19 protein-coding genes are annotated in these 22698 nt (G+C 35.1%); 4 read left to right on the top strand and 15 right to left on the bottom strand.

Annotated elements, in window-relative coordinates:
* Positions 1 to 64: 64 nt before the first annotated feature.
* On the bottom strand, positions 65 to 556 hold the full coding sequence (locus tag ACYU0V_RS08785) for a hypothetical protein (protein WP_461849816.1): 492 nt from the start codon (positions 554 to 556) through the stop codon (positions 65 to 67).
* A 121-nt stretch (positions 557 to 677) separates the two neighbouring features.
* A complete protein-coding gene (locus ACYU0V_RS08780; RefSeq protein ID WP_461849815.1) occupies positions 678 to 1397 on the bottom strand; it encodes a hypothetical protein in 720 nt (239 codons plus the stop codon).
* A gap of 96 nt (positions 1398 to 1493) precedes the next feature.
* Here ACYU0V_RS08780 and ACYU0V_RS08775 point away from each other — a divergent pair, with 96 nt between their 5' ends.
* The gene (locus tag ACYU0V_RS08775) at positions 1494 to 1706 is read left to right on the top strand and encodes a helix-turn-helix domain-containing protein (RefSeq protein ID WP_272399766.1); all 213 of its coding nucleotides are present in this window, start codon (positions 1494 to 1496) and stop codon (positions 1704 to 1706) included.
* A 34-nt stretch (positions 1707 to 1740) separates the two neighbouring features.
* On the opposite strand, the gene ACYU0V_RS08770 is transcribed toward ACYU0V_RS08775, so the two are convergent.
* Complete coding sequence (locus ACYU0V_RS08770; protein WP_416696532.1) at positions 1741 to 1998, bottom strand: helix-turn-helix transcriptional regulator; 258 nt, start codon at positions 1996 to 1998, stop codon at positions 1741 to 1743.
* Between the two features lie 203 nt (positions 1999 to 2201).
* On the opposite strand from ACYU0V_RS08770, the gene ACYU0V_RS08765 reads away from it, so the two are divergent.
* Positions 2202 to 2876, top strand: a complete 675-nt coding sequence (locus tag ACYU0V_RS08765) for a metallophosphoesterase (RefSeq protein ID WP_272399765.1) — start codon at positions 2202 to 2204, stop codon at positions 2874 to 2876.
* A 350-nt stretch (positions 2877 to 3226) separates the two neighbouring features.
* Here ACYU0V_RS08765 and ACYU0V_RS08760 read toward each other — a convergent pair whose 3' ends face one another.
* Positions 3227 to 7504 carry an NACHT domain-containing protein gene (locus ACYU0V_RS08760; protein WP_461849814.1) on the bottom strand — a complete coding sequence of 1426 codons (4278 nt, stop codon included), beginning with the start codon at positions 7502 to 7504 and terminating at the stop codon, positions 3227 to 3229.
* 298 nt (positions 7505 to 7802) lie between these two features.
* On the opposite strand from ACYU0V_RS08760, the gene ACYU0V_RS08755 reads away from it, so the two are divergent.
* Complete coding sequence (locus ACYU0V_RS08755) at positions 7803 to 11684, top strand: DUF4365 domain-containing protein (protein WP_461849813.1); 3882 nt, start codon at positions 7803 to 7805, stop codon at positions 11682 to 11684.
* Positions 11685 to 11928: 244 nt separating this feature from the next.
* Here the strand turns inward: ACYU0V_RS08755 and catC are convergent, their stop codons facing one another.
* From catC to ACYU0V_RS08700, 11 genes are all read right to left on the bottom strand, one after another.
* Complete coding sequence (catC, locus tag ACYU0V_RS08750; protein ID WP_416696528.1) at positions 11929 to 12219, bottom strand: muconolactone Delta-isomerase; 291 nt, start codon at positions 12217 to 12219, stop codon at positions 11929 to 11931.
* A gap of 13 nt (positions 12220 to 12232) precedes the next feature.
* Positions 12233 to 13447 carry a 3-oxoadipyl-CoA thiolase gene (gene pcaF / locus ACYU0V_RS08745; RefSeq protein ID WP_461849812.1) on the bottom strand — a complete coding sequence of 405 codons (1215 nt, stop codon included), beginning with the start codon at positions 13445 to 13447 and terminating at the stop codon, positions 12233 to 12235.
* A 12-nt stretch (positions 13448 to 13459) separates the two neighbouring features.
* Positions 13460 to 14113, bottom strand: coding sequence for a 3-oxoacid CoA-transferase subunit B (locus ACYU0V_RS08740; RefSeq protein ID WP_032006418.1), 654 nt, complete (start codon positions 14111 to 14113; stop codon positions 13460 to 13462).
* A gap of 18 nt (positions 14114 to 14131) precedes the next feature.
* Positions 14132 to 14803 carry a 3-oxoacid CoA-transferase subunit A gene (locus tag ACYU0V_RS08735; RefSeq protein ID WP_461849811.1) on the bottom strand — a complete coding sequence of 224 codons (672 nt, stop codon included), beginning with the start codon at positions 14801 to 14803 and terminating at the stop codon, positions 14132 to 14134.
* An 81-nt stretch (positions 14804 to 14884) separates the two neighbouring features.
* Complete coding sequence (locus ACYU0V_RS08730; protein WP_033847748.1) at positions 14885 to 15817, bottom strand: alpha/beta fold hydrolase; 933 nt, start codon at positions 15815 to 15817, stop codon at positions 14885 to 14887.
* A 63-nt stretch (positions 15818 to 15880) separates the two neighbouring features.
* Positions 15881 to 16792, bottom strand: a complete 912-nt coding sequence (locus tag ACYU0V_RS08725) for an alpha/beta fold hydrolase (protein ID WP_252059489.1) — start codon at positions 16790 to 16792, stop codon at positions 15881 to 15883.
* A 9-nt stretch (positions 16793 to 16801) separates the two neighbouring features.
* Positions 16802 to 17575, bottom strand: a complete 774-nt coding sequence (locus tag ACYU0V_RS08720) for a substrate-binding domain-containing protein (RefSeq protein WP_252059488.1) — start codon at positions 17573 to 17575, stop codon at positions 16802 to 16804.
* Positions 17576 to 17637: 62 nt separating this feature from the next.
* On the bottom strand, positions 17638 to 18477 hold the full coding sequence (locus ACYU0V_RS08715; RefSeq protein ID WP_252059487.1) for an amidohydrolase family protein: 840 nt from the start codon (positions 18475 to 18477) through the stop codon (positions 17638 to 17640).
* A 79-nt stretch (positions 18478 to 18556) separates the two neighbouring features.
* A complete protein-coding gene (locus ACYU0V_RS08710; RefSeq protein WP_170249771.1) occupies positions 18557 to 19375 on the bottom strand; it encodes an SDR family NAD(P)-dependent oxidoreductase in 819 nt (272 codons plus the stop codon).
* A 1-nt stretch (position 19376) separates the two neighbouring features.
* On the bottom strand, positions 19377 to 19940 hold the full coding sequence (locus ACYU0V_RS08705; protein ID WP_252059486.1) for a carboxymuconolactone decarboxylase family protein: 564 nt from the start codon (positions 19938 to 19940) through the stop codon (positions 19377 to 19379).
* Positions 19941 to 19991: 51 nt separating this feature from the next.
* Positions 19992 to 21293, bottom strand: coding sequence for a cation:dicarboxylate symporter family transporter (locus tag ACYU0V_RS08700; protein ID WP_125698737.1), 1302 nt, complete (start codon positions 21291 to 21293; stop codon positions 19992 to 19994).
* A gap of 417 nt (positions 21294 to 21710) precedes the next feature.
* Between ACYU0V_RS08700 and ACYU0V_RS08695 the strand changes: the two genes are divergently transcribed.
* Positions 21711 to 22622, top strand: a complete 912-nt coding sequence (locus tag ACYU0V_RS08695) for a LysR family transcriptional regulator (RefSeq protein ID WP_252059485.1) — start codon at positions 21711 to 21713, stop codon at positions 22620 to 22622.
* Positions 22623 to 22698 lie beyond the last annotated feature (76 nt).

The following is a 22698-nucleotide window of genomic DNA, read 5'->3' as shown; positions in this document are numbered from 1 at the left end:
GTTAAATAGTTAAAATCTTAGAGTAAAGTTAAAGTGATGTGACCGTTTTAATGAGATCAAGAATTTAGAAAAATTCTATATCATTAAGAATTTCTCGTATAAATACTGCCTTAGTTTCTAATTCAATTATTCTTTTAGAAATACATTGATCGTATTTATGAAAGAAACTTTCAAAGTTAGGGTGTTTATGAACAATATCTTGAAGAAGAATTTGTTCTACTTTATTTTTTTGCAATGATTTTTCAATAATATTTTGCTCGGTAAGAAGCACTTCTTTTATTTTCTCCTGCTGAATATTTTCTTTATGCACTTTAAGTCGTAGAGTCTCACTATATCTGTATATCCTATTGTTCTCAGCTTTCTTTTCACGCTTTAAATATTTACACTCAACCAAAATAGTTAGGCCTCTGTAGATTAACTGGCGGTCCTGATCTCCCATTTTTTTTCTTTTATCAAAAATGGCTTGGACGAAATCATTTGCTCCCCAATTCAATATTTCATTACTCTCAAGGATTTCAAAAAATTCATGGTAAAAGGGTAAAGTCAGTTTAGACATACAGATATAAGATCAACAAATGAAATAGAAAATGAACAATAGGCTACTTAGCCAAAGGATAGATAAGCATAGGAAAGTACTAGTCTTTCCTACGCTTTATTAAAGTTTAAACCCCAGTAAATTAACGATATGTCCGAATTAAATTATTTTCCAAGTAACGATTGGTATAATTATTTTCAAACCAACGCATCATATCTGCACCAAAGTAAATATTGGTGTATATACGGCTATCGACTCCAATTGCTGAGATGGTTTGCCAAGAACGAGTCATAATCGCAACTGGACTACCCTTTTTATCGAATTCAATTAAAGCTGGATCTACATCATAACGATTAGATGCCCCATTAAAGGCTGTAATCGCTTGTCTTAAATTATTGTTCAGTGATGCATTTACATCTTTCTTATATAAACGAACTTCATTACCTCTAGCTAATGCTTGCTCAATAAAAAGTTGTGCAGCCAAGTCCTTTTCTGAAACGTAAATACTATTATTAATTCTACGGTTTGCCTCTGAAAAATTAGCTTGGTGAGTAATATATTTTTCTAGAAAGATGGCATCGAAAGTTCGTTTCTCTAATTTGTACTTATCCTTTAATAAAGCTGAGTTTAGAGTGATGACGTTATTATTGCCTTGTGAAGAAAGTACCAAGAACTTATTGCGGATATTTTCATCACGCATATCTTTCCAAACCTTGACCGTACCATTACTCACCCACCCATCATAAGCTTGCACACCTTTAGAAATCGTTTTTACGGTTGAATTTGCAGCTTCCTGCATTTGTTGACAACCAACTAAAGTCAAACAGAAAAAGGTAATTATACTTAATGGAATCTTGCTCATTTTTAATTCGCTTACAATATTAGAAATGAGGATTATAATCCGTGGACTATTAAACCGCAAAAAATAATAGTTCTATTCTTTAAGTGAATAGAACTTATGCAAGATTTATCTATAAAAATTGGACAATTAATTCGTAAAAGACGTAAAGAGAAAGAAATCAGCCAGGAGAAATTGGCATTACTCTGCAATATAGATCGCAGTTATCTAGGCCGAATTGAAAGAGGTGAGGTCAATATTACGATATTAAAACTGTATGAAATCTCTAATATTTTAGATGCCGATCCTAAAGAATTGTTACCTGATAATTAATGTAAAATTTTTAACTGGATTAAAGTGATATTTACTAATCCTTCTCTGCAAATAGCGCTTCAATTTCATCCCAATTAGGTAAAATATGCTTCTTTTGCACGACTTCAAATTGTAATCCAACCTCATCCAGTATACGTTCAAAGATATCAAAAGACCCTGTAAAACGGCCATTCTCAATTTCAGATATGGTTGTTTTGTTGACTCTAGTTAATTTAGAAAGTTTCAGTTGTGTATAGCCTTTGCTTTTCCTTGCTTCTTTTACTTTTTTACCTATCTGGCCTCTATGTGCCATAGTACTCTTCCCACACAAAGTTAGCTATATAGCTAACATTCTATAGAAAATGACTAAAGTTAGCTATATAGCTAACTTTATATCGTCTAATGATCTATCTCACTGAGTACCCTACTAGAAACAGGAACGAAATTTTCAAAACTATTAGTTTTAAAATCTTTTGATGATTACACTCTTCAATTGTTTCTACAAAAGAAAAGACTATGTTTACTCATTACCTTTCCCATTCTAAAGGACATATTTTTGTCGTAGGTGATATCCACGGTTGTTATTCTCTTCTAATGCAGAAATTAGATGAACACAATTTTGACTTTGATAATGATTTACTTATATCAGTGGGTGATCTAATAGATAAAGGTCCCGAAAATATCGATTGTCTAACTCTTATCAACCAACCATGGTTCACTATGATTCGGGGGAATCATGAGGAAATGTGTATCTTAGGAAAAACTGATCTTAGAATTCGGGATATACACTTAAGGAATGGTGGTGAATGGTTCTACTCATTACCACAAAATAAACAATTAGAAATTTCTGCCACCTTTTCTCAACTTCCAATTCTTATAGAGCTAAAAACCTATAGCAAAAAAATTGGCTTTGTTCATGCAGATATAGATTCCAACGATTGGAACTTGTTTAAGAAAGATGTTGAACAAGGTAACTATCATATCTCTGGAGTACAGTCATCTTATCAAAAGGCCCTATGGGGCCGAGATCGTATTCGTAACTATTGTGAAGATTATGAAACTATCAGAAATATAGATGAAGTCTATCTTGGACATACCATCGTGAAAGCTCCTATCCAACTAGACAATTGTTTTTATATCGATGTCGGCTCTTTTTGGAGCAAAGATCTATTTATAAAAAAAATCACTTGAACAATTTTGTAGACCTAAAAAAGAAATTAAAATTTTCTTTTTATTGACACTTTAATTATTGCATTAAAACTAAAACATTAATTTATATACGGTACAAACTTGCAAAATGGAATTATTATACGCCCCAATATTCAATATATAGAAAATCTAGGAGCATTAAAGAAACTGAAGATGCTGTAGTAGCTGGTTTAAAAGTTGATGTTACGTTATAAATAATAAAAATCATTAAGAATCCTCTTTCAATAAGAGAATCCTTAATAAATTATCGAATCTACATAAGGATATAATTATTTAGTCTATAAATACATGACATTTAGTTATTATTAATAATAAATAGAATATAAGTATTCTTATAACTCTTTCGGGTATAAAGTGTCGGTCTCACTGCTTGCTTCATCATAATTACTGTTCCCTTCTTTTTTAAAGTCTTGAAAAAAAATTTTTGGTTCACCTTTTAAATTTCCGCGATAGAGTTCAATTAGACTCGAAAACTCTACCCTCTGATGTGGTGCATCATCATTACCATATAGTGATCCCATATACCATTTCGAACCTAAAACTGTCCAAAAGATTTTTAAATTATTTTCATTCAAAAAGTTTATTAAATCAGCTTTCCTTATAGCCAAGACATTTTTACTGTAAGTAGAAATAGTTGCTGAAGGATCAAATGCTATGATTCTACCTTCACTATCTTGCCAATATCCTAAAGTATCTGAATAGTTGATTGACAGTTTTTCAACTAATAGATTGCAAGGCGCTAAAAAACTATATCCATTTTTTTCTATCCGTGATTCCCATGAATGTCTTTCGGCTGTAGACATAACCTTTACATTATGAGGTACTTTTTCTCCCCATTTCTCTAAATATTCCCATTCATTTCCACTTAACTGTTCAAAATAAGCTTCGTTCCAATAATATTCTTTACAAAATAAATTATTGAATGTATTCGATTCTGGCATCCATTGACCCATAAAATGCTGTTTTTTAAGCCAGTCAATTGCCTTTGAATAACTTGATTTTGGAATAAAATAACTTTTAATTTGTATCCACAAATTTTTCTTATTTTTATCTTCGTAAGCACCAAATTTACCAGGTTCTGTAAAATCTAAATTACGCTCTAAAACTAACCATTCTTCTCCATTCAATTCAAATTTAATCATAGGATTTATAGAAGGAATATCGTGGCTCGTCGCCCAAGTTGATAAATCACCGTCCCAATTTTGAAATTCAATTTCGGGGATTCCATTAGCGTATTGAGGGTAATTATTATTTCCTTTATTTATGTAAAATGTTGGATCAATCTCTCTAACATGTAAATCATTAATATGTTTAAGCCATAGTCTATTGCCATCATCATTCCAATAATTACTAGAACATTGATGAGAATCGATGACCTGTGCCAAAATTTCAAATAAAGCTAACCATTGATATTTTTTACCAATTCGTTCTATATCATTGTCATATCTCGAGTTATATCTTATATTTCTATCAAATTCCCCATGTTTTTCAACATCATATCCATATTTATCAAAAATTAGTTGACATGCGTAATTACTTAATAAATCTACATTAATGATTTTTTTCCAGCGATAAAATTTAGATTCGAAAGTATATCTTCCGAAGTCACCATAACCACATATACCTCTACCGTATTCCGTTGTCATTGATCTTAGTATACGATTAGCTGAGTAATAATAGTCCTTAAAACCTGAAGTCTCCTCATTATATTTATATATTTCATCAATCTCTTGAATAGTAAGAAATTTTTTAGGAAGTTTACTATTGTAAGGCGGGGTAATTCTCTTGTTTATTGCGTCTATTTCACGTTGGGTATAGTTAACTTTATTTTTATATACACAATATTGAATAATATTTTTTGCATAATCCCTGATTAAAACATTCGCATAAATTTCCTTCCCTTCTTTTATTTGAAATATTAGCTTATCTATTTCCTGCGCAAGTTCTATTAGTTCATCTAACTCATTTGAACTTAGTATAGAACTATAAATTGCTAGTAAAACCCGTTCTAAAATGTATGGGTCATTTGTATCATAAAAAAGTTTAATTAACTTTATGGATACATCAATCCTATTAATAAGAATAGTAGATAACGCATTAGTCGCTTCATTTCTTAAATGTATGTTAGTAGTTGTGAACAACCATGAAATTCCTATCGCAACATTTAACAACGAATTTTGACTAATTAGCCTATTATTTCGATTAGTAAGGCACCATTTAACTAACCGTTCTATTGCAGGAATAAAATAGAGACTTTTATTAATCAAAACAGTCCAAAAAGAATCTCTATCTGCTAGTGAATATACTTTAAGAAATTTATGTAGATAAATTCCATTCAAAGGATGTTCCTCTTCTGCAATAACTTGATATAGCATATTAAAAAAACAATACCAATTTTTATTACTTAGAGGTGTATTTTCCAGAAAATTAAAAAAATCGTGGGTTTTAATTTGAAATGGATCCCGCCATACTAAACTTTCGATAATTAAATTTTTAAAATCCTCTAATAGGTAGTCTGTGACTTTTATATAATCAAACAATTCAACATTATATTTTACTGGCGAGAGTACACTTAAAGCTTGCCATAAGCCTTTGTTATAATGAAAGTTATCTAAATCTAATAAATCATTGTTGCTTGATTGCATCCAATTGAGAAATTCAGAAAAGTTCTCATATTTATTTAATAGATATTCAACACTGATATAGTCACCCATACGTTCATAAGTGAAATAAACAATTTCATCATTATGACCATAATAAAGATTTTTAGACAATATTCCTTCTCTAATCATAAGATCTAAAAATTGTTTTGCTTGATGATCAGAAATATCATCACTTAAAATTTTTGCAATTTTTCTTCTCATCGATATAAAAGAAAGTGAGCTGGACCCCTGATCAAGCTGGTTTTCTGCTATGATAGCAAGGGCAGCATTGACTAGCCTTAGTGAAGCATCAACATCAAGTTTTTCGGCTATGACCTGATTAATTCCGTTAATATAGCAATCTATTATATTAAAAATACCATTAAAGCCTTTTGGAATAGTATTCAGATTTTGAATTTTTAGACTCTGACAGAATAATTTAAGATATAAAGGATTAGAAAACTCTGGATTAAGCAGAGGTATACTTGGAGTTTGAATATTATAGTATTCAAAGAAAATTCTACATGCATCGAACTCTATTTCATGAAATCCTTGATGCTGAATTTCATAAATCAATTCCGAAGAGTCATCTGTAAGTTTAGAGCAAATCTGATCCTTATAGGTGTCTCTAATTGATATTACTAAACCAATTCTTTGGTATTGAGAAATTAGCTTAAGGAATCCGTTAAGTGAGTCAGCCCATAATATTCGGCCTTCCCCTTCATTTAAAGCATCGATAACAATTACAAAACGTTCATTATTTAATTCAGCAATAGATTCAAGAGTGGATAAAAACTCTTTTTCAAGTAAATTTATTCTTAAATTTTTATTTAAAATCTGATACCAAACATTGGATTTTTCAGTAAAATCTTGCCCTAATAAAAATAAATGACCATTTTGTTTTTCTTTAGAGTGAATAAAATCTCCTAAAAGATGCGACTTGCCTTGCCCAGCCTCGCCAGATAAAAGTAATTTTTTTCCATTAAAAAGCTCAATGGCTGAAGAAGAAATTTCTGATTTTAAGTTTAGAAGTACTTCAAATGCTTTATTTAAGTTGTTTAATAGATAAGACTCAGAATCCTCACGTTCTTTTTTATCCCAGAGCAACTCCCTTTTATCAGCTATAATTTTTACAGAATATTCAATATTTTGTTTCAAATAACTGCTCGGGATTGTTCTTAGTAGATCGTATTGATTAAGATCTAATTCTCTTCTCAGCTCAGGTATAAGTGAGTTAAGACTTTCATAAATTGAAATTTCATTTTTAATTTTATGAGAAGTTTCGTCCAGCTGGACTAACAACTTATGACATGTATTTGTAAATCTTTCTTTAAATGCTTTAGTTCTTGTAAGTGCTTCAAGATTTATAGATATAGGGAGATCGACATTTATTTCAGGGGTATAGCGATGTCCAAGATTTGCTAAAGCAGTTTGATTATGATTTTTAAACCAATCATCCGTAAATTCATGCTCAGAAAACCAAAATTTTAATTTCCCGATATTTTTTTCTTGTGATAATCGTTCTACTAATTCATAACTTCCCCAATATTCAAAAGTAATATTACGACCGAGTATACTAGCTTGTTCACTCCATTTTTTTGTATATGACTCCCATTTTTTTAGGAATGAACTCCTTCCCTCCACTCCAGCATTATTACGATCTATTGGACAACAAATATAATATTTACATAAAGTAGGATAGTTTTTTAATGCTTCTTTAAAAGACTCCTCTATCTGTTGCCATTGTGAAGTACTAAAGGAGTTTATAAAAAATTTTGCTTGCCATCCGTAGTATTCACCATTTTCTAATTTGGCAAAGGATTCTATTCCGCCATCTGGGGCGGCTACTCGAATAAAATTTATTTTTCTTTCAATTGATTCTGAATTAGCTAACTGACAAACCAACTCTTCAAAAGCATTATTTTGTGAACCATTAAAAGTTCTTATTTTATTCCATTGGATGGTCATTAAGCACCTTATTTACAATTGTAAAGCATGTTTAGTTATCAATTTAATCATATATTTTAGTATGTTAATTTTTATTTGAATACCTGTTAATCTTATTAAAGTCTTTTATTCAGGAACAAAGACATTAAGGTGTCTGTCTTCATCTTTCCAATTCGGGAAAAGTTCATTGATGACAAATTGGTCAAGCCCATCAATTCTAAAATTTTCAACAAATTTAAAACGGCATGTAACACTTAGTAAAAATAAAAAAAATGCTTATAATCAGATTATTAAATATAATTTCTAGTATGGTTCCATCATGAGTGATAATTTACCAACGGAAGGATTAGGTCAAGAAATTGGACGTAATGCAAAAGATATTTTTGCAATTAAAAGACCTCGTAATTGGATACTAAAAGAACTTGATGGTGATACCGACTTTGGTATTGATTATATCGTTCAAGTTCACAATCCTCAGAAGCAAGTTGAATTCTCCTTTTACTTACAATTAAAAGGAACACAATCACCAAAATATAGTTCTGATAACCTTCATATTAAACATCAATTTAAAACGAAAACACTTAATTATTATTTAAGGCAAGATTCTATAGTAATGGTTGTTATTGTTGATTTAAAAGATGAAGATGAAGATGAGCCAGGTAAGGTTCCTGTTTTTTACCAATGGTTGGATGAGGCATGGTTTAGAAAACAGTCAGTAGATTTAGATCAGCAAGATCACTTTACTGTCTCTGTCTCAACAGAAAATAAAGTAGTCAGAAATCTTGAAATTTATGATTTTTTAAAAGATCGTTATCATGAAAAAATAGCTGCTGAAAATTTAAAATTCACTATTAAAGATCTCAATAAGCCCGTAGTAGAAAACTTAGAACTAATTTCTGAAAAAATAAAAACTAAGCCCATTTATTTAGAAAGTATGGCTACTGACAATCTAGAGCCTTGGATTAACGATCCTGAAGGCGCTGTAGCAAGTCAGCTTAAAATTTGTGCTGGATATTTTGATAATAATAAAATCAAAGAAGCAAAATATCTACTAATTAAGTTACAACCTAAAAGTATTGATTTTTCAAAACACGAACTTGCTGAATTTCACCTTCAACTTGGAAATGTTGCCATTTTTGAAGATAAATATGAAGAAGCTCTGGAACAATTTGAGAAAGCTGACAGTTTTAAAGTAAATAATCGCTATTTATATACTTACTTATTAAATAAGATTCGTTATCTAGATCTTAGAAACGAACAATTAGAAGAAATTTTGAGTTTACCTCTAAATGATAACCACAATGCTCATTTAATACGTGCAATCGCAATGACTTTAATGGGGAAAAAACAAGAGGCCCTTAGTTATTTTAAAGAAAAGCAACCTGAAAAGGTCATGAGACAGTTACTTATATGTATGAATGCTGAGCTTTATGACGAAGCAGATCAGATCATCGCTACTTATGTCCAAACTGATTTAGATTCTAATGAAGATAAATTTCTCTATCAATCCTTAGCTGCCCAAAGATACTTTCATCGGGCAACTGGAAAAGAGTCTATCTATAACATACCTTTTCCTTTAGAGGGATTTCCAGACTTTGATATAGGTTTAATGACTAGTGCTTTTAATGCGATAGAAAAGGCTTGGGAAATCAATAAAAATTTAAATTATAAATTTGATATTGAGCCAATCTTATCGTTAAGTCCATTTATTTACGGGTATTTTAATAAGTCCAACAATTTATTTTCTTATTTGGAACCACTTCTTCATACGAGACCCACTAAATCTGTCCTAAGACAAGCTAGTCGGATTCAATATGATCACCATAATTTCTCAGAGGCTCTTGGCTTACTTGAACAACTTAAACAGTTAGATGCTGAAGAAAAAGCCATGCTTATATTATGTTTATTTAAAGAAGGTAGGCATCAAGAAGCTTTAGACTTCCTAGCTCTTCATGAACAAGAAATCATAAGTACATGTGGGAACTCAGCTATTCAATTATTTATTATGGCTAGTGGTATCGCATCTGAGTTATTAAAAACTAACCTTGCAGAGAAATACCAAAAAATTGTAGAGGAGATGCCGGATGCAGAAGCAGCTTTGGCACTTCAAAAGTTTATTAGATCATCACATCTGAATCAAAATCATTCTAACGAATATCTTAAAGAGTTATATCAAACTTACCTTGCCTTACACAAACCAAAGATACTTGCAGAACAATTAATAATATTCATTCAACCAGAAAGTCAAGAAACTGCCTTAGAATATATTGATGTTGCTGAGAAAATTTTAGAATCCCAAGAGCTGTCAAATCAGAAATATTTAGGTTTATGCCAAGCCTTATTTATAGTGAAAAATTGGCCTAGAACTATTCAGATCGCAGAGAAAAATATCAAAAAAGGTTTAAGTATCGACAAGTGGAATTTGATTAAGATTGGTGCTCAATTCAATTTAGGACTTATCGGATTGGCTAGCAACCAAATCCATCAAATGCTTAACAATCAGAATTTAGATGATGAAGATAAAAAGTTCTATATAGAACTATGCTTGAGAATGGGACTTGGTCAGAAAATCATTAAACAGATGGTAGGACTTTTACCCAATATAAAAAGTAAATTTGAAAAAGTTAAACTACTTTTTCAAATCATTAATGTATATAAAAGCAATTCTAAATATGCTATCGAACTTCAAAATGCTATTTTCCGTTTAGGTACTTATGTCGATCAAAATGATTATTACCAAGAAGGTAATTATTTAGCTGTATTTATGACTTGTATTATGCTTAGAGGCTCTCATAATCCTGCACATGAAATTTATATAAATGATTTTAAAGAGCGACAGCATAAATACTTTAAGCAATTTCCCGAGTCTACAATTTTTAGGTCAGCAATCTTTCCAGAGAATGCAACTGGAGAAGAATTGATAGCATTTTTGAATAAATTAACAGGAAGGGATCAGGCTTATTTTGATCAAATAAATGAAATTATTAAAAAAATTAGAAATGGTCGGTGTTATTTGCCTTTTGCTTTTAGACAAAAAATTTTACAGAATACAGCCAATATTTTTCAAGCATGGCATAATGCTTGTGATAAATCTGAAAAACATTTAGATTACAAAATCATCCATAATCCAGCTAATACTAATGAAGAAGAAATTAAAACCTTCATTGAAAATAGCTCAGGATATATTGTTTTGGATGAGACAAACTTATTGTTACTTAATCAACTTGATTTACTAGATATTTTTCTAAAAGAGCTACCTAGGTTTACGCTTTTAAGATCTGTTTTTAATAGCATTAAAAGTATAGCTCACGATAAGATGCAGCTTTTCAGTGAGCAGGCCGATAAGATTTGGCTTTCAATTCAAAGTAATATAGATAAATTAACGTTAATAGAAGAGGATGAATTTTTAGAGTATGTAGAATCATTAAAAGATGTACCTTCATTTATTTTTACTGAAGATAAAACACTTTTTCATTTGCTAAAAGAAGAAATTAAAGATTTCAATTCTGGTAATATCTTTAATGTTATCTCATATTTATATGAAAAAAATGCAATAACTAAATCTATATTTGTAGAGAAAATATCGGACTTTTTTATCTTAGATTTCAAGGGAGTCACCTTTTCAGCAAAGGAAATTCATAGTTATATGACCTGTATGCTTGAAAATAGAACTTTACTCAATGAATATCGATCCTCTCCTTTTTCAAAAGTAATTGATTATTACTTATCATCTGAAGATAATCAGACCTCAAAATTACAAAACTCCTTTACCTTCCTTAGATATATTACTCCTGATGAATTAAGTACTGATATATTTTCTCATATTATAAATCACATATTAGAATATACTCCTAATTTTGATAGCTATTATATTATATCAATGTATATAATAATTTCAGGACTGCAATTCGATTTAAGATTACACCCTACTACTCAGATCTCTTCTGTTCATAAAAAAATGTGGGAAAAGTATAAAGAGTTGATGGAATTTCATTCTGAAACCACTTTTAAAGTAGATTTTTTAATTAGCACTATTTTAAATTCTTTACTAAGACTTAAGAGCCATAAAATTGATAGAGAGATAACTTATATCAATGAGAAAAATATTAATCATGCCTACTTAAACTTATTACATTCCTTTTCCTTAAATACAAGTGAACATTTAAGGATTAAGAGTTTTAAAGCTATATTTAAATATTAATATTAGGATGTTTGAGAAGTGTTTAAAAGCATTGAAGATGTGATTAGTAAATATAATTGTGAATTTAACTTTTTAAATTATGTAAATGGATTAATCATTAAAAAGAATATAGTTGCTGAACTATCATGTTCCTTTGACTATCATATGAATGACTACAATAAGTACAATGATCAATTTAATTACTTTACTTAAAGCACCTATTTTATTAAATAAGTGCTTTTCCATATTTATAAAAAGCTCATACTTAATGGTCTCCTTCTCTCACAGAAGATGGATGCCTATTTAAAGCGATCACTTCAATTTTCATGTAAGGATAAAGTGGTAAGCCCTGTAATAAGTTATGTAGTTCTTCATTGCTTTCAACATCAAAAATGCTAATGTTTGCGTACTGCCCTGTTATTCTCCATAAATGGCGACATTTACCTTGTCTTTGAATTTCTTGTGAATAAGCACGTTCTCTTGCTTTGATATCTTCAATTTCCTGCGCAGTTAAATGGCTTGGTAAAATCACATCTTTTCGTACGTAAAATAGCATTAGTTCTTTCCTTTTAAATAACACGTTCAATAATCAATCCAATGCCTTGGCCCACCCCAATACACATTGAACACAAAGCGTAACGACCGTCTGTTTGCTCAAGCTGGTTTAAAGCTGTAGTTACGAGGCGTGCACCTGATGCGCCAAGTGGATGGCCTAAAGCAATCGCACCACCGTTTGGATTTACCTTGTTGCTATCATCTGGCAAACCTAAATCACGAGTCACGGCCAAAGCTTGTGCAGCAAAAGCTTCATTGAGTTCAATCACATCCATCTGATCTAAAGTCAGGTTAGCTTGTTTAAGTAGTTTCTTAATGGCTGGTGCGGGAGCAAAACCCATAATGCGTGGTTCTACACCCACTGCTGTTGAAGCAATGATCTTGGCACGTGGTTTGAGATTGTAGGCCTGAACCGCCTCATCAGAAGCAATCAGTAGAGCTGCTGCACCATCGTTAATGCCTGAAGCATTGCCTGCAGTCACAGAACCATCTGCTTTGACAACAGGTTTAAGTTTGCTTAAAGCTTCAAGCGTGGTCGATGCACGTGGATGTTCATCGGTATCAATCACAACAGCATCACCCTTACGCTGAGGGATTTCAACTGCCACGATTTCTTTAGAAAAAAAGCCTTTGGCTTGCGCGCTTGCGGTGCGTTGTTGGCTCACCAAGGCAAACTGGTCCTGATCTGCACGATTCACGTTAAACTGTTCAGCGACGTTTTCGGCAGTCTGGGGCATGGTGTCTACACCATACAATTCTTTAAGTTTTGGGTTAATGAAACGCCAGCCCATGGTAGTGTCTTCAATCTTCTGGCTACGGCCAAAGGTACTGTCAGACTTACCCATCACATAGGGTGCACGGCTCATGCTTTCCACACCACCTGCAATTATCAAGTTCGCTTCACCTGCTTTAATGGCACGGGCAGCAATGGCAATCGCATCGAGTGAAGAACCACACAAACGGTTAATAGTCGTTGCTGGCACCTGATACGGTAAACCTGCAAGAAGTGCTGACATACGACCGACATTACGGTTATCTTCACCGGCTTGGTTGGCACAGCCATAGATCACATCATCGACCTGTTCCCAATCTACATTCTGATTACGCTGCATGAGCGCTTTAATCGGCACAGCACCAAGGTCATCGGCACGCACAGGTGCAAGGCCACTGGCATAACGGCCAAATGGAGTACGGATGGCATCGATGATATAAGCGTTTTTTAATGTCATTTCCCTACTTCCTTACCCTTGAGTCGCATCAATCAAAGTTGCACCAGTCAAAGCCTGTAACTCTTCAAAGCTAAGACCTTCAACTTTCTCAATCACCTTTAAACCATCTTTAGTCACATCAATCACACAAAGATCGGTGTAAATACGGTCAACACAGTGTTTACCCGTAACCGGATAAGTTAGCTCAGCCACAATCTTCGGCTCACCTTGCTTGGTCACATGGTCTGTAGTGATAAATACTTTTTTAGCACCTACAGCCAAATCCATCGCACCACCTACAGCAGGAATCGCATCAGGTGCACCCGTGTGCCAGTTCGCTAAGTCACCATTCGCAGCAACCTGAAATGCACCGAGTACTGCAATATCAAGGTGACCACCACGCATCATCGCAAATGAGTCGCCATGGTGGAAAAAGCTGCCGCCTTCAAGCATGGTCACAAACTCTTTACCTGCATTAATCAGTTCAGGGTCTTCTTCACCTGCCGCTGGTGGTGGGCCAAATGCCAATAGACCATTTTCAGAGTGAAGAAAAATATCTTTGTCGTTAGGTAAGTAGCTTGCAATCTTGGTTGGTAAACCAATGCCTAGGTTTACATAGGCGCCATCGGGAATATCTTGTGCCACACGTTTTGCAATCTGGTCACGGCTGAGTTTCTGGTAGCTCATGTTATTTCTCCTTATTGCTTACTGTGCGGGCTGTACTTGTACAACGTGCTGTACAAAGATACCTGGGGTGATGATGTGTTCAGGGTTTAATCCACCTAGCTCAACCACCTCAGAAACCTGAGCAATGGTGACATCAGCAGCCATGGCCATAATCGGGCCAAAGTTACGTGCAGATTTACGGTAAACCAGATTGCCCCAGCGGTCGCCTTTGTAAGCTTTAATCAGGGCAAAGTCAGCCTTGATCGGATATTCAAGTACGTAATCTTTCCCATCAATCTGGCGAGTTTCTTTGCCTTCAGCTAAAAGTGTTCCGAAGCCTGTTGGGGTAAATACCGCCCCAAGTCCCATACCGGCTGCCTGAATACGACATGCCAGATTACCTTGCGGGACCACTTCAAGCTCAACCTTTCCGGCACGGTACAGCTCATCAAATACATAAGAGTCTGACTGACGTGGGAAAGAACAGATCACTTTTTTAACCGAACCAGCTTTAAGCAGTTTAGCCAGACCGTAATCACCATTACCGGCATTGTTGCTGACAATTGTTAAATCTTTAATACCTAGTTCAATTAGTCCGTCAATGAGTTCAGCGGGTTGTCCTGCGGTACCAAAACCACCAATCAGGATGGTCACGCCATCTTTAATCTGCGATAGTACCTCGCTAAGAGAGGACTTACTTTTGTCAATCATATGGAAAAGTCTCTTAAAGCCTTAATGCACAAAATCGATTAGAAACGAACGTTCTTGAACGTTCGTTTCTTTAAGGAACAACTATGATTTTTTCGCGAATTGTTGTTTAGCAAATTTACCAATGGCATCCGCTAAAGCTTTCGGTTGCTCTGGAACTAAGGCATGACCTGCATTTTTAATTTCGACTATCGTCACTCGATCCCCTAAAGCACCTTTTAAAACACCTCTTAAAGGTTTAGGTGCAACTGTGTCATATTCTGGTTGAATATCTAAAATTGGTGCTTTGCCAGCAGCAAAATAGTCATCTACAGGAGTATTATTACGCGCATAACCTTGTGCATCGTGTGCTTCGTGGTGCCAACCAGTTAGCCATACACGCGGATCATTCATTGGTGCAAAGAATGCACGTTTTAAATATTCAATACGCTTAGCTTCTGGAAGCTCTTCATTTCCAGCATTATCAATCGCCTCACGAATTTCAGGACCAATTGGTTTACCTTTATATCCCTCAGGCACTTTACCTGCGGAAGCGCCTGCTAACACCACCCCTTTAACCAAATCTGGACGTTGCGTTGCAACCATACGGGTTGGGAAATTGCCCCATGCATGACCGACTACAATTGCAGGACCAGCTTTAAAATGTTCGATCACTGCTGCAACATCATTTCCATAATCTTGGATATGCAGTTTTTCCATTGGACCACGGCTTAAACCAATTCCACGAACTTCAGGTCGAATCACTCTAAAGCCTTGTTTAACTAAATCTTGTGCAACTACGTCATAGTCACGTACAGAACGCCCTAGAGACGACATAATCACAATGGTTGGCCCCTTACCTTGTACATAAGCTTGAATAGAGACATCACCATACTTCACCATCTCATAAGGCACATTGCTTACCTTAGAGGCAGCTGCCGTATGCGTTGCTGGTGTAACGTTTGTTTGCTTTGCTTCCGTAACCGTTGCTGTGGCTAATAATATTGCTGTAGATAAAATAGCTAAGGTTTTGTTCATCTTAATCAACTCCATGTTTTAGATGATTGTGGTTTAAAAATTAAATAAGCAGATTTAAGTCAACTAATTAGCTGAATAAACTTGTTTGGAAAATTTGGCTATCGCATTTGCCATCGCTTCTGGTTGTTCTGGTACCATCGCATGACCTGCGTTTTTGATGACCTGTTCAACAACTCGTTCAGGCAAATACTCTTTCATTACATTTTTGACGACAACGGCATCGTACTCTCCTTGTAAATCAAGGATTGGAACCGTTTTCCCACCCGAAAAATACTCATCAATTGGCGTTACAATTCGTGCATGAGCTTCAGCAGCATGGTTTTTTTCATACCAACCGTTTAACCACACATGTGGATCATTCATAGGTGCGAAGAAAGCTTGTTTTAGATATGTGATACGTTGTTCTTGAGGAAGCTTATAATTCCCTGCGTTATCAATTGCATCTCGTAAACGCCCATACGGTTTTTCAGTTGAATCTTTTGGTAACTTACCTGCTGAAGCAGCAGCCATGACAATACCGCGAACCAGATCTGGTCGATCAGCAGCAAGCATACGTGCAGGCTGACTTCCCCAGGCATGTCCAACGACAACCACTGGACCAGTTTTTTCAGCATCTAAAACTAAAGCAACGTCAGCAGCAAAATCATGGAGAGTTAAATTCTCTAAAGGTCCTGTACTGCCATTGATACCTCTAGGTTCAGGACGTATTACTTTAAAGCCTGATTTTGCAAGATAATCTGCAACAATATCAAAATCTCTAGCGCCACGACTTAATGAAGGAAGTAATACAATTACAGGGCCCTTCCCTTGTACATAGAACTCAATTGAGACATCACCTTGTTGGATCTGCTTTTTATGAACAGAGAAATTTGAAATTAAATTTGCTTGATCCATATTAGATTCAACCCTATCAAGACTTGAGCACCCCATCAGGCTCAATGATGTCGATAAAATTGCAGTTAAGTATTTCTTCATGGTGATTCCTCACTTGCCAATTGGTTCTAAACCACTGTTGGTCAAAATACTTGCTGCTTGTTTAGATTTTAAAAATTGTACAAATTGAGCTGCGATTTCAGGATGTTCAGCCTTTTTAGAAATCACTGATGAAAACTTACTAACGTATTGCAAACTTTCAGGTAAAGGTGCAACAAAGGTAATCCCTTTAGTATGCTTAAGCTCACTAATCTGTTGCATTCCGACATCAGCCTGATGTTCTGCTAACACTTCTCCGACCAGCTTTTTACCCGGAACCTCAAGCCCCTTTGTTTGCATTTCTTGTTCAATATTCAATTTTTTAAATAGTGTTGAACGAATATAGACACCACTTGAACCTTGAGAGTAGGCAACTTTTTGGGCTGACAATAAGGCTGCCTTTAGGTCTGATTCATTTTTTAACGGTGGCAATTTAGTGCCTTTACTTACAGCTAAACCAATTTTTGAATTTGCCAATTCAGTACGACTAGATAAGTCAAAATTTTGACTTAATTCATTAGATTTAAGTGCATCATCCAAAATAATAGCCAAGTCCATCTTTTCATTGTTTTTAATTCGCATTGGTAATGATTCAGGAGACTTTCCAGCAGATGGACCCCATTCGATATGAACCGTATTTCCAGTTAATTTTTCATACATTGGAATAAGAGTATCCATCGCACCATGAAAAGAACCAGATGCAATAACATTTAATTGCGCTGCATGTGCTGGCACGACCATAGCAATTGATAAGCCCATTCCTGAGACTAGTTTTTTTAAACTCATTTTTAACTTCCTTTTAAGTGAAGAAGTATTCAGTCAATGAATACTTCATTGGTTTTAAAACATTAATTTTCTCTGAAATATAAATTTCGTGGATTATCGACAAATACGGCTTGTAGTAATTCAGGCGTATCGAGTGCTTTTAATGCAAACTTTAAAAGCTCATCATCATTAGGAACCTCACCCTTTACATTTGGATGAGGCCAATCTGTTCCCCACACCACGCGGTTTGGTGCAAGTTTGATTAACTTCTGAACCCAATTCAGTGAAGCATCCCAAGTGCTGGCAGGTTGTCCATTCTGTGCGCGATCAATTCCGGAAATTTTTAGCCAATGCTTCGGATTAATCATGACTTGTTGTAACTTGTTAAAAGTATTTTCTGCATCTTGTGAATCAAGCAAATTAGGTCGTGCCATATGATCAATCACAATATCGACATCTATGTCTTGCCAAGCTTCAATCGCTGGGAAGATATCCTCAATTTTTCCGTGTATCTGAATATGCAATCCGAGCTTTGCAACTCTTTCAACCAAACCTCGTAATGCTTGTGGATCATGATTTCCAGGCAAATGCCCCATCATGTTAAAGCGAATGCCACAAATTCCGCCGTGCTTTAATTCAACAAGTTGTTCATCTGTAATATCGTGATCTACTAAAGCAACTCCTCGATAATTAAAGTTACTTTGTTCAATCGCATCTAAAATGATGAAGTTATCTGAACCATAGGCAACAGCTTGAACAAAAACACCGTGTTCAATTCCTAAACTTTTGTGTAATTCAAGCAACTGCTTAAATGTTGCTGGTTCAGGATGATATGCAGCATCTTCAGGTAACGGAAAGCGATCAAAAGGTCCGTATATATGAAAATGGCAATCCCATGAACCTTTTGGCAAATTAAATGACATAGTACTTCCTAAACAAATCTTATTAGGTTCAACAAATATTCCATGTACCTCACATATTTGGAGTTACTCAGAATTCACCTTAATCACAACGTGCAGTCATTCCGCCGTCGACCACAATTTCTGTTCCAGTAACAAAACGGGCTTCATCACTTGCTAGAAACAGAGCAGCAAAAGCTGTATCACGACCATCTCCCATAAAGCCTGCGGGAATTCGTTTTAAACGACTTTCAAGCAATTGATCGACGTCACCGCCAGTACGTTGTCCTGCTAAACGAACCTCAACCATCGGGGTATGTAATTGACCAGGCAAGACAGTGTTTACGCGTATTCCTTTAGGGGCATATTCGACAGCAGTCACTTTTGATAATTGAATAATCGCGGCTTTACTTGCGGCATAGGCAACTTGCGGAGCACCTGTAAAACGGATTCCAGAAGTTGAAGCCGTATTTACAATCGAACCACCGCCTTGTTGCTCCATATATGGAATGGTGTGCTTACAAGTTAAAAAGACGCTTTTTAAATTTAAGTCGAGTTGTTTGTTCCAAGCTTCTTCTGATAACGCAACAGCTCCACCAGCGGCAGAACCACCTACGTTATTCACTAAAATATCGACACGACCATATTTCTCTACACAGGCTTCAACCATGGTTTGAACTGACTCACTGTCAGTCACATCACATGCAAAAGGTGTCACTTCACCACCGAAGTTTTGAATACGATTTAAAGTCTCTTGCATTGCATCAATCGAACGATCTACAGCAAAAATTTTTGCCCCTGCTTTTGCAAAAAGTACTGCCGCTGCACGACCATTTCCCCAACCTGGACCAACACAACCGGCACCCGTAATGATTGCAACTTTATCTTTCAAACGTCCTTGAGGATTAATTTCATCAAACATATTAAATTCCTACTTCTGGGGTTGGTAATTCAGGAGTTACACCTGCTGGGGGTGGAACTTCGAAAACATTAATCGTCATAGAAATCAGGGTGTAATAACCTGCTATCGCGACCAAATCAATTAAGGTATCTGTTCCAAGTAGTTGCTCTATTTCTCTATAGATCTGTTCAGACACCCTTTTAGTTTCATGAAGCTCACAAATGAACTGATAAATTAATTGTTCATCTTTATGAATAAACGCAGGTTTCTCACCTAAACGAATTGCTTCAATGACGTCTGTACTTAGGCCAGCCTCAATTGCATAAGGTTTATGGGCAGCCCATTCATATTCAGCGAGCCAGTGTCTACCCATTAGTAAGATGGCTAATTCACTCAAACGCGGCTCTAAACAGCTATCGTATCGGCAATATTGACCAAGACTTTGGGCTAAATTTGCTAACTTGGGATGATGCAACCAAATCGCTAAAGGACCTCGTACACCTTTACGTGGACCACTTGCAATTGCATCGAATACAACCTGTTGTTCAGCAGTTAAATGTTCTGGGTCGATAGCTTTTAAACGCATGTCTATTCTCGATATAAGAAGTTGAGATAATTAATGGGATTTATCTAAAACTTAACTTGATTGATTTGAATCAGAAGCTAATGGTGTCTCTACCAAAGAATCTTTCGCCCGTAGCAAACTACGTTTAGGTCTCTTCCCTGTTTGTTTTTCAAAGGCGTCAGCATCGAAAGCATTTTCCCAACGAGCGACTGCATAGACCGCAAGCGTGTTTCCAATAATGTTGGTAATTGCCATGATGGTTGCCATAATTCGGTCAACACCAAATAACAGTCCCAAACCACCTAACGGTAAAGTTTTTACAGACTGTAAAGTCGCCGCCAACTTAATAAAGGCACCGCCAGCAACAGTAGTTCCACCTTTCGAGGTAAAGCTTAAAATTGCTAATAGAACCAGTTGGTCGATTAAGCTCAAAGGCGTGTCAGTCGCTTGTGCGATAAAGCCCACAGCAATTGCCATATATAAAGCTGTGCCATCTAAGTTAAAGCTATAACCTGTAGGTAATACGAACCCGACAACGGCTTCATCACAACCAGTTTTCTTGAGTTTTTCAATCAGTTTAGGAAAGGCAACTTCACCAGATGCTGTACCGAATACCAAAAGTATTTCGTCACGAATCACTTTTAAAATGGTGAGGAAAGGTAGACCAATAATCCACGTAACTGTGCCAAGAGCAAATACGATAAAGAAGAAGCACGCTGCGTAGAAAACACCAATTAATTTCATTAAATAAATAAGTGTTTCACCGCCGTAACTACCAATTGCAGCCGACATTGCACCAAATGCACCGAGTGGAGCAAGCTTCATGATAAAGCCGAGCATCTTGAACAAGATGGTTTGTGCTTCATCAATTCCTTTAACAATGACAGAGTCTGGACCACAACATAAATTGATAGCCATGCCCGCTAAAATTGAAACCACCAATACTTGTAATACGTTTCCAGTCGCAAAAGCATCTACGATGGTATGGGGAATCATATTTAAGAAGAAATCAACCGCTGAAAGCGTTGCTGAGCCCTTTGCTGCGTCAGGTTCGGCTAGGTCGGTTGCATGTAGACCTAAACCAGGTTGCAACACATTGACAAATACAAAGCCAATCAGCATTGCTACAGTTGTTAGTACTTCAAAATAAATAAGCGACTTAACACCCAAACGGCCCAGTTTTTTCATATCTTTAATATGAGTTAAACCATGAACCAAAGTAAGAAAAATCAAAGGAGCTAAAAGCATTTTTAGTAAAGCAATAAATGCTTGACCTAATGGCTTCATTGCCTTTGCCCATTCAGGGGAGACTAAACCCAAAATAATGGCAGCAATAATTGCAATAATTACCTGCACATGTAGTTTTTTTAACATGTCGAATTCCTATATCGAAACTTTAAAATGCTTGTGCTTGAACACATCCCTGCATTTTTTGGCAAACGAATCCCCTATAAACAACATTCATATGTGTTTAGATTTAAATTTAACGGGGGGTTCAATTGTCTAGAATGATTAACTCATCGAAAAGCTAGATTTAAAAGATAATCTGTCATAGAATCAGTCCTTAATCATATTTTTCCAAATAAACCTGACCAATCCGATTCCCTAGATCAGGTTAAAAATCAATAATGATATCAATAGCTTTTGACCAAAATATTGATATCTTTTGATAAAGCATCACGTAAATAAGAACCTTATCTATCACTTTCCAAATAAGTTCCGTTCATTACGTCTGAGTTCATTGTTATATAATCACCACCTTAATGGAATAGGATTTAAACACTATCAGATATGAATGAAATTAATATCGTACAAATCGACTTAAATCTTTTGAAGTGCTTTGAAGTCCTATATGAAGAGCAGAATGCTTCTCGTGCAGCGGAACGTTTAGGAATTACTCAGTCTGCGGTCAGTGCATCTTTAAGACGACTTAGAGACATTTATCAAGATCCCCTTTTTCAGCGGACTGGTCGAGGACTTGCGCCAACCACTAAAGCTCATGCTTTAAAACCATTAGTCAGCAATGCCTTAAATATTTTTAGAGAAACTCTGCTATCTCTACCTAATAATGCCAATAACTTACAGCAGCGAATTATTACTCTTGGTATGTCAGATGATTTTGAAATTGCATTTGCACAAGAAATTATTGAACAAGTTAAATTAAAATTTCCACATTATAGAATCGTGATTAAACAGACATATATGCATATTATTGCTGAAATGTTAGTAAAACATAATGTTGATATTGGAGTGACTTCTGGTGGAATCTACTACCACTCTTTGTATCGAGAATTAATGGTTTTAGGTGATTATTCTTGTTTAGTCACTAACCCTGAAGATGCAGTTGAACTGACCTTGGAAAAGTTTTTAAGTTTTGAACATCTATTAATTTCTAATACCGCACAGATCGGAATAGTTGACGAACACTTAACAAAATTAAATAAAACCAGACATATATTTGCATCCACCTCTCATTTCGCAGCTATTCCTTGGTTATTAAAAAGGAAAGGAACGGTTTGTACACTTCCCACCCACGCTGCAAGAAAAATTTCTGAAATTGTACCCTCATTGATTTATACAAAATGTCCAATTTCGATACCGACCTACCCGATGGTTCTTTCATGTAGAAAAACATCGCTAAAAGACAAAGCAATTCTGGATGTACAAGAAGTGATTAGGTTCGTTATAAATAGCTATAAATAAATTTTTTCTTAAATAATCGTCATTTTTGGTTAAATAAACTAAATATCAGCTTGTCTAAAATCAAGATTATTTTTAA

The organism is Acinetobacter sp. X9 (genome assembly GCF_054889255.1).
This window is presented reverse-complemented; position numbering and strand designations above follow the sequence as displayed.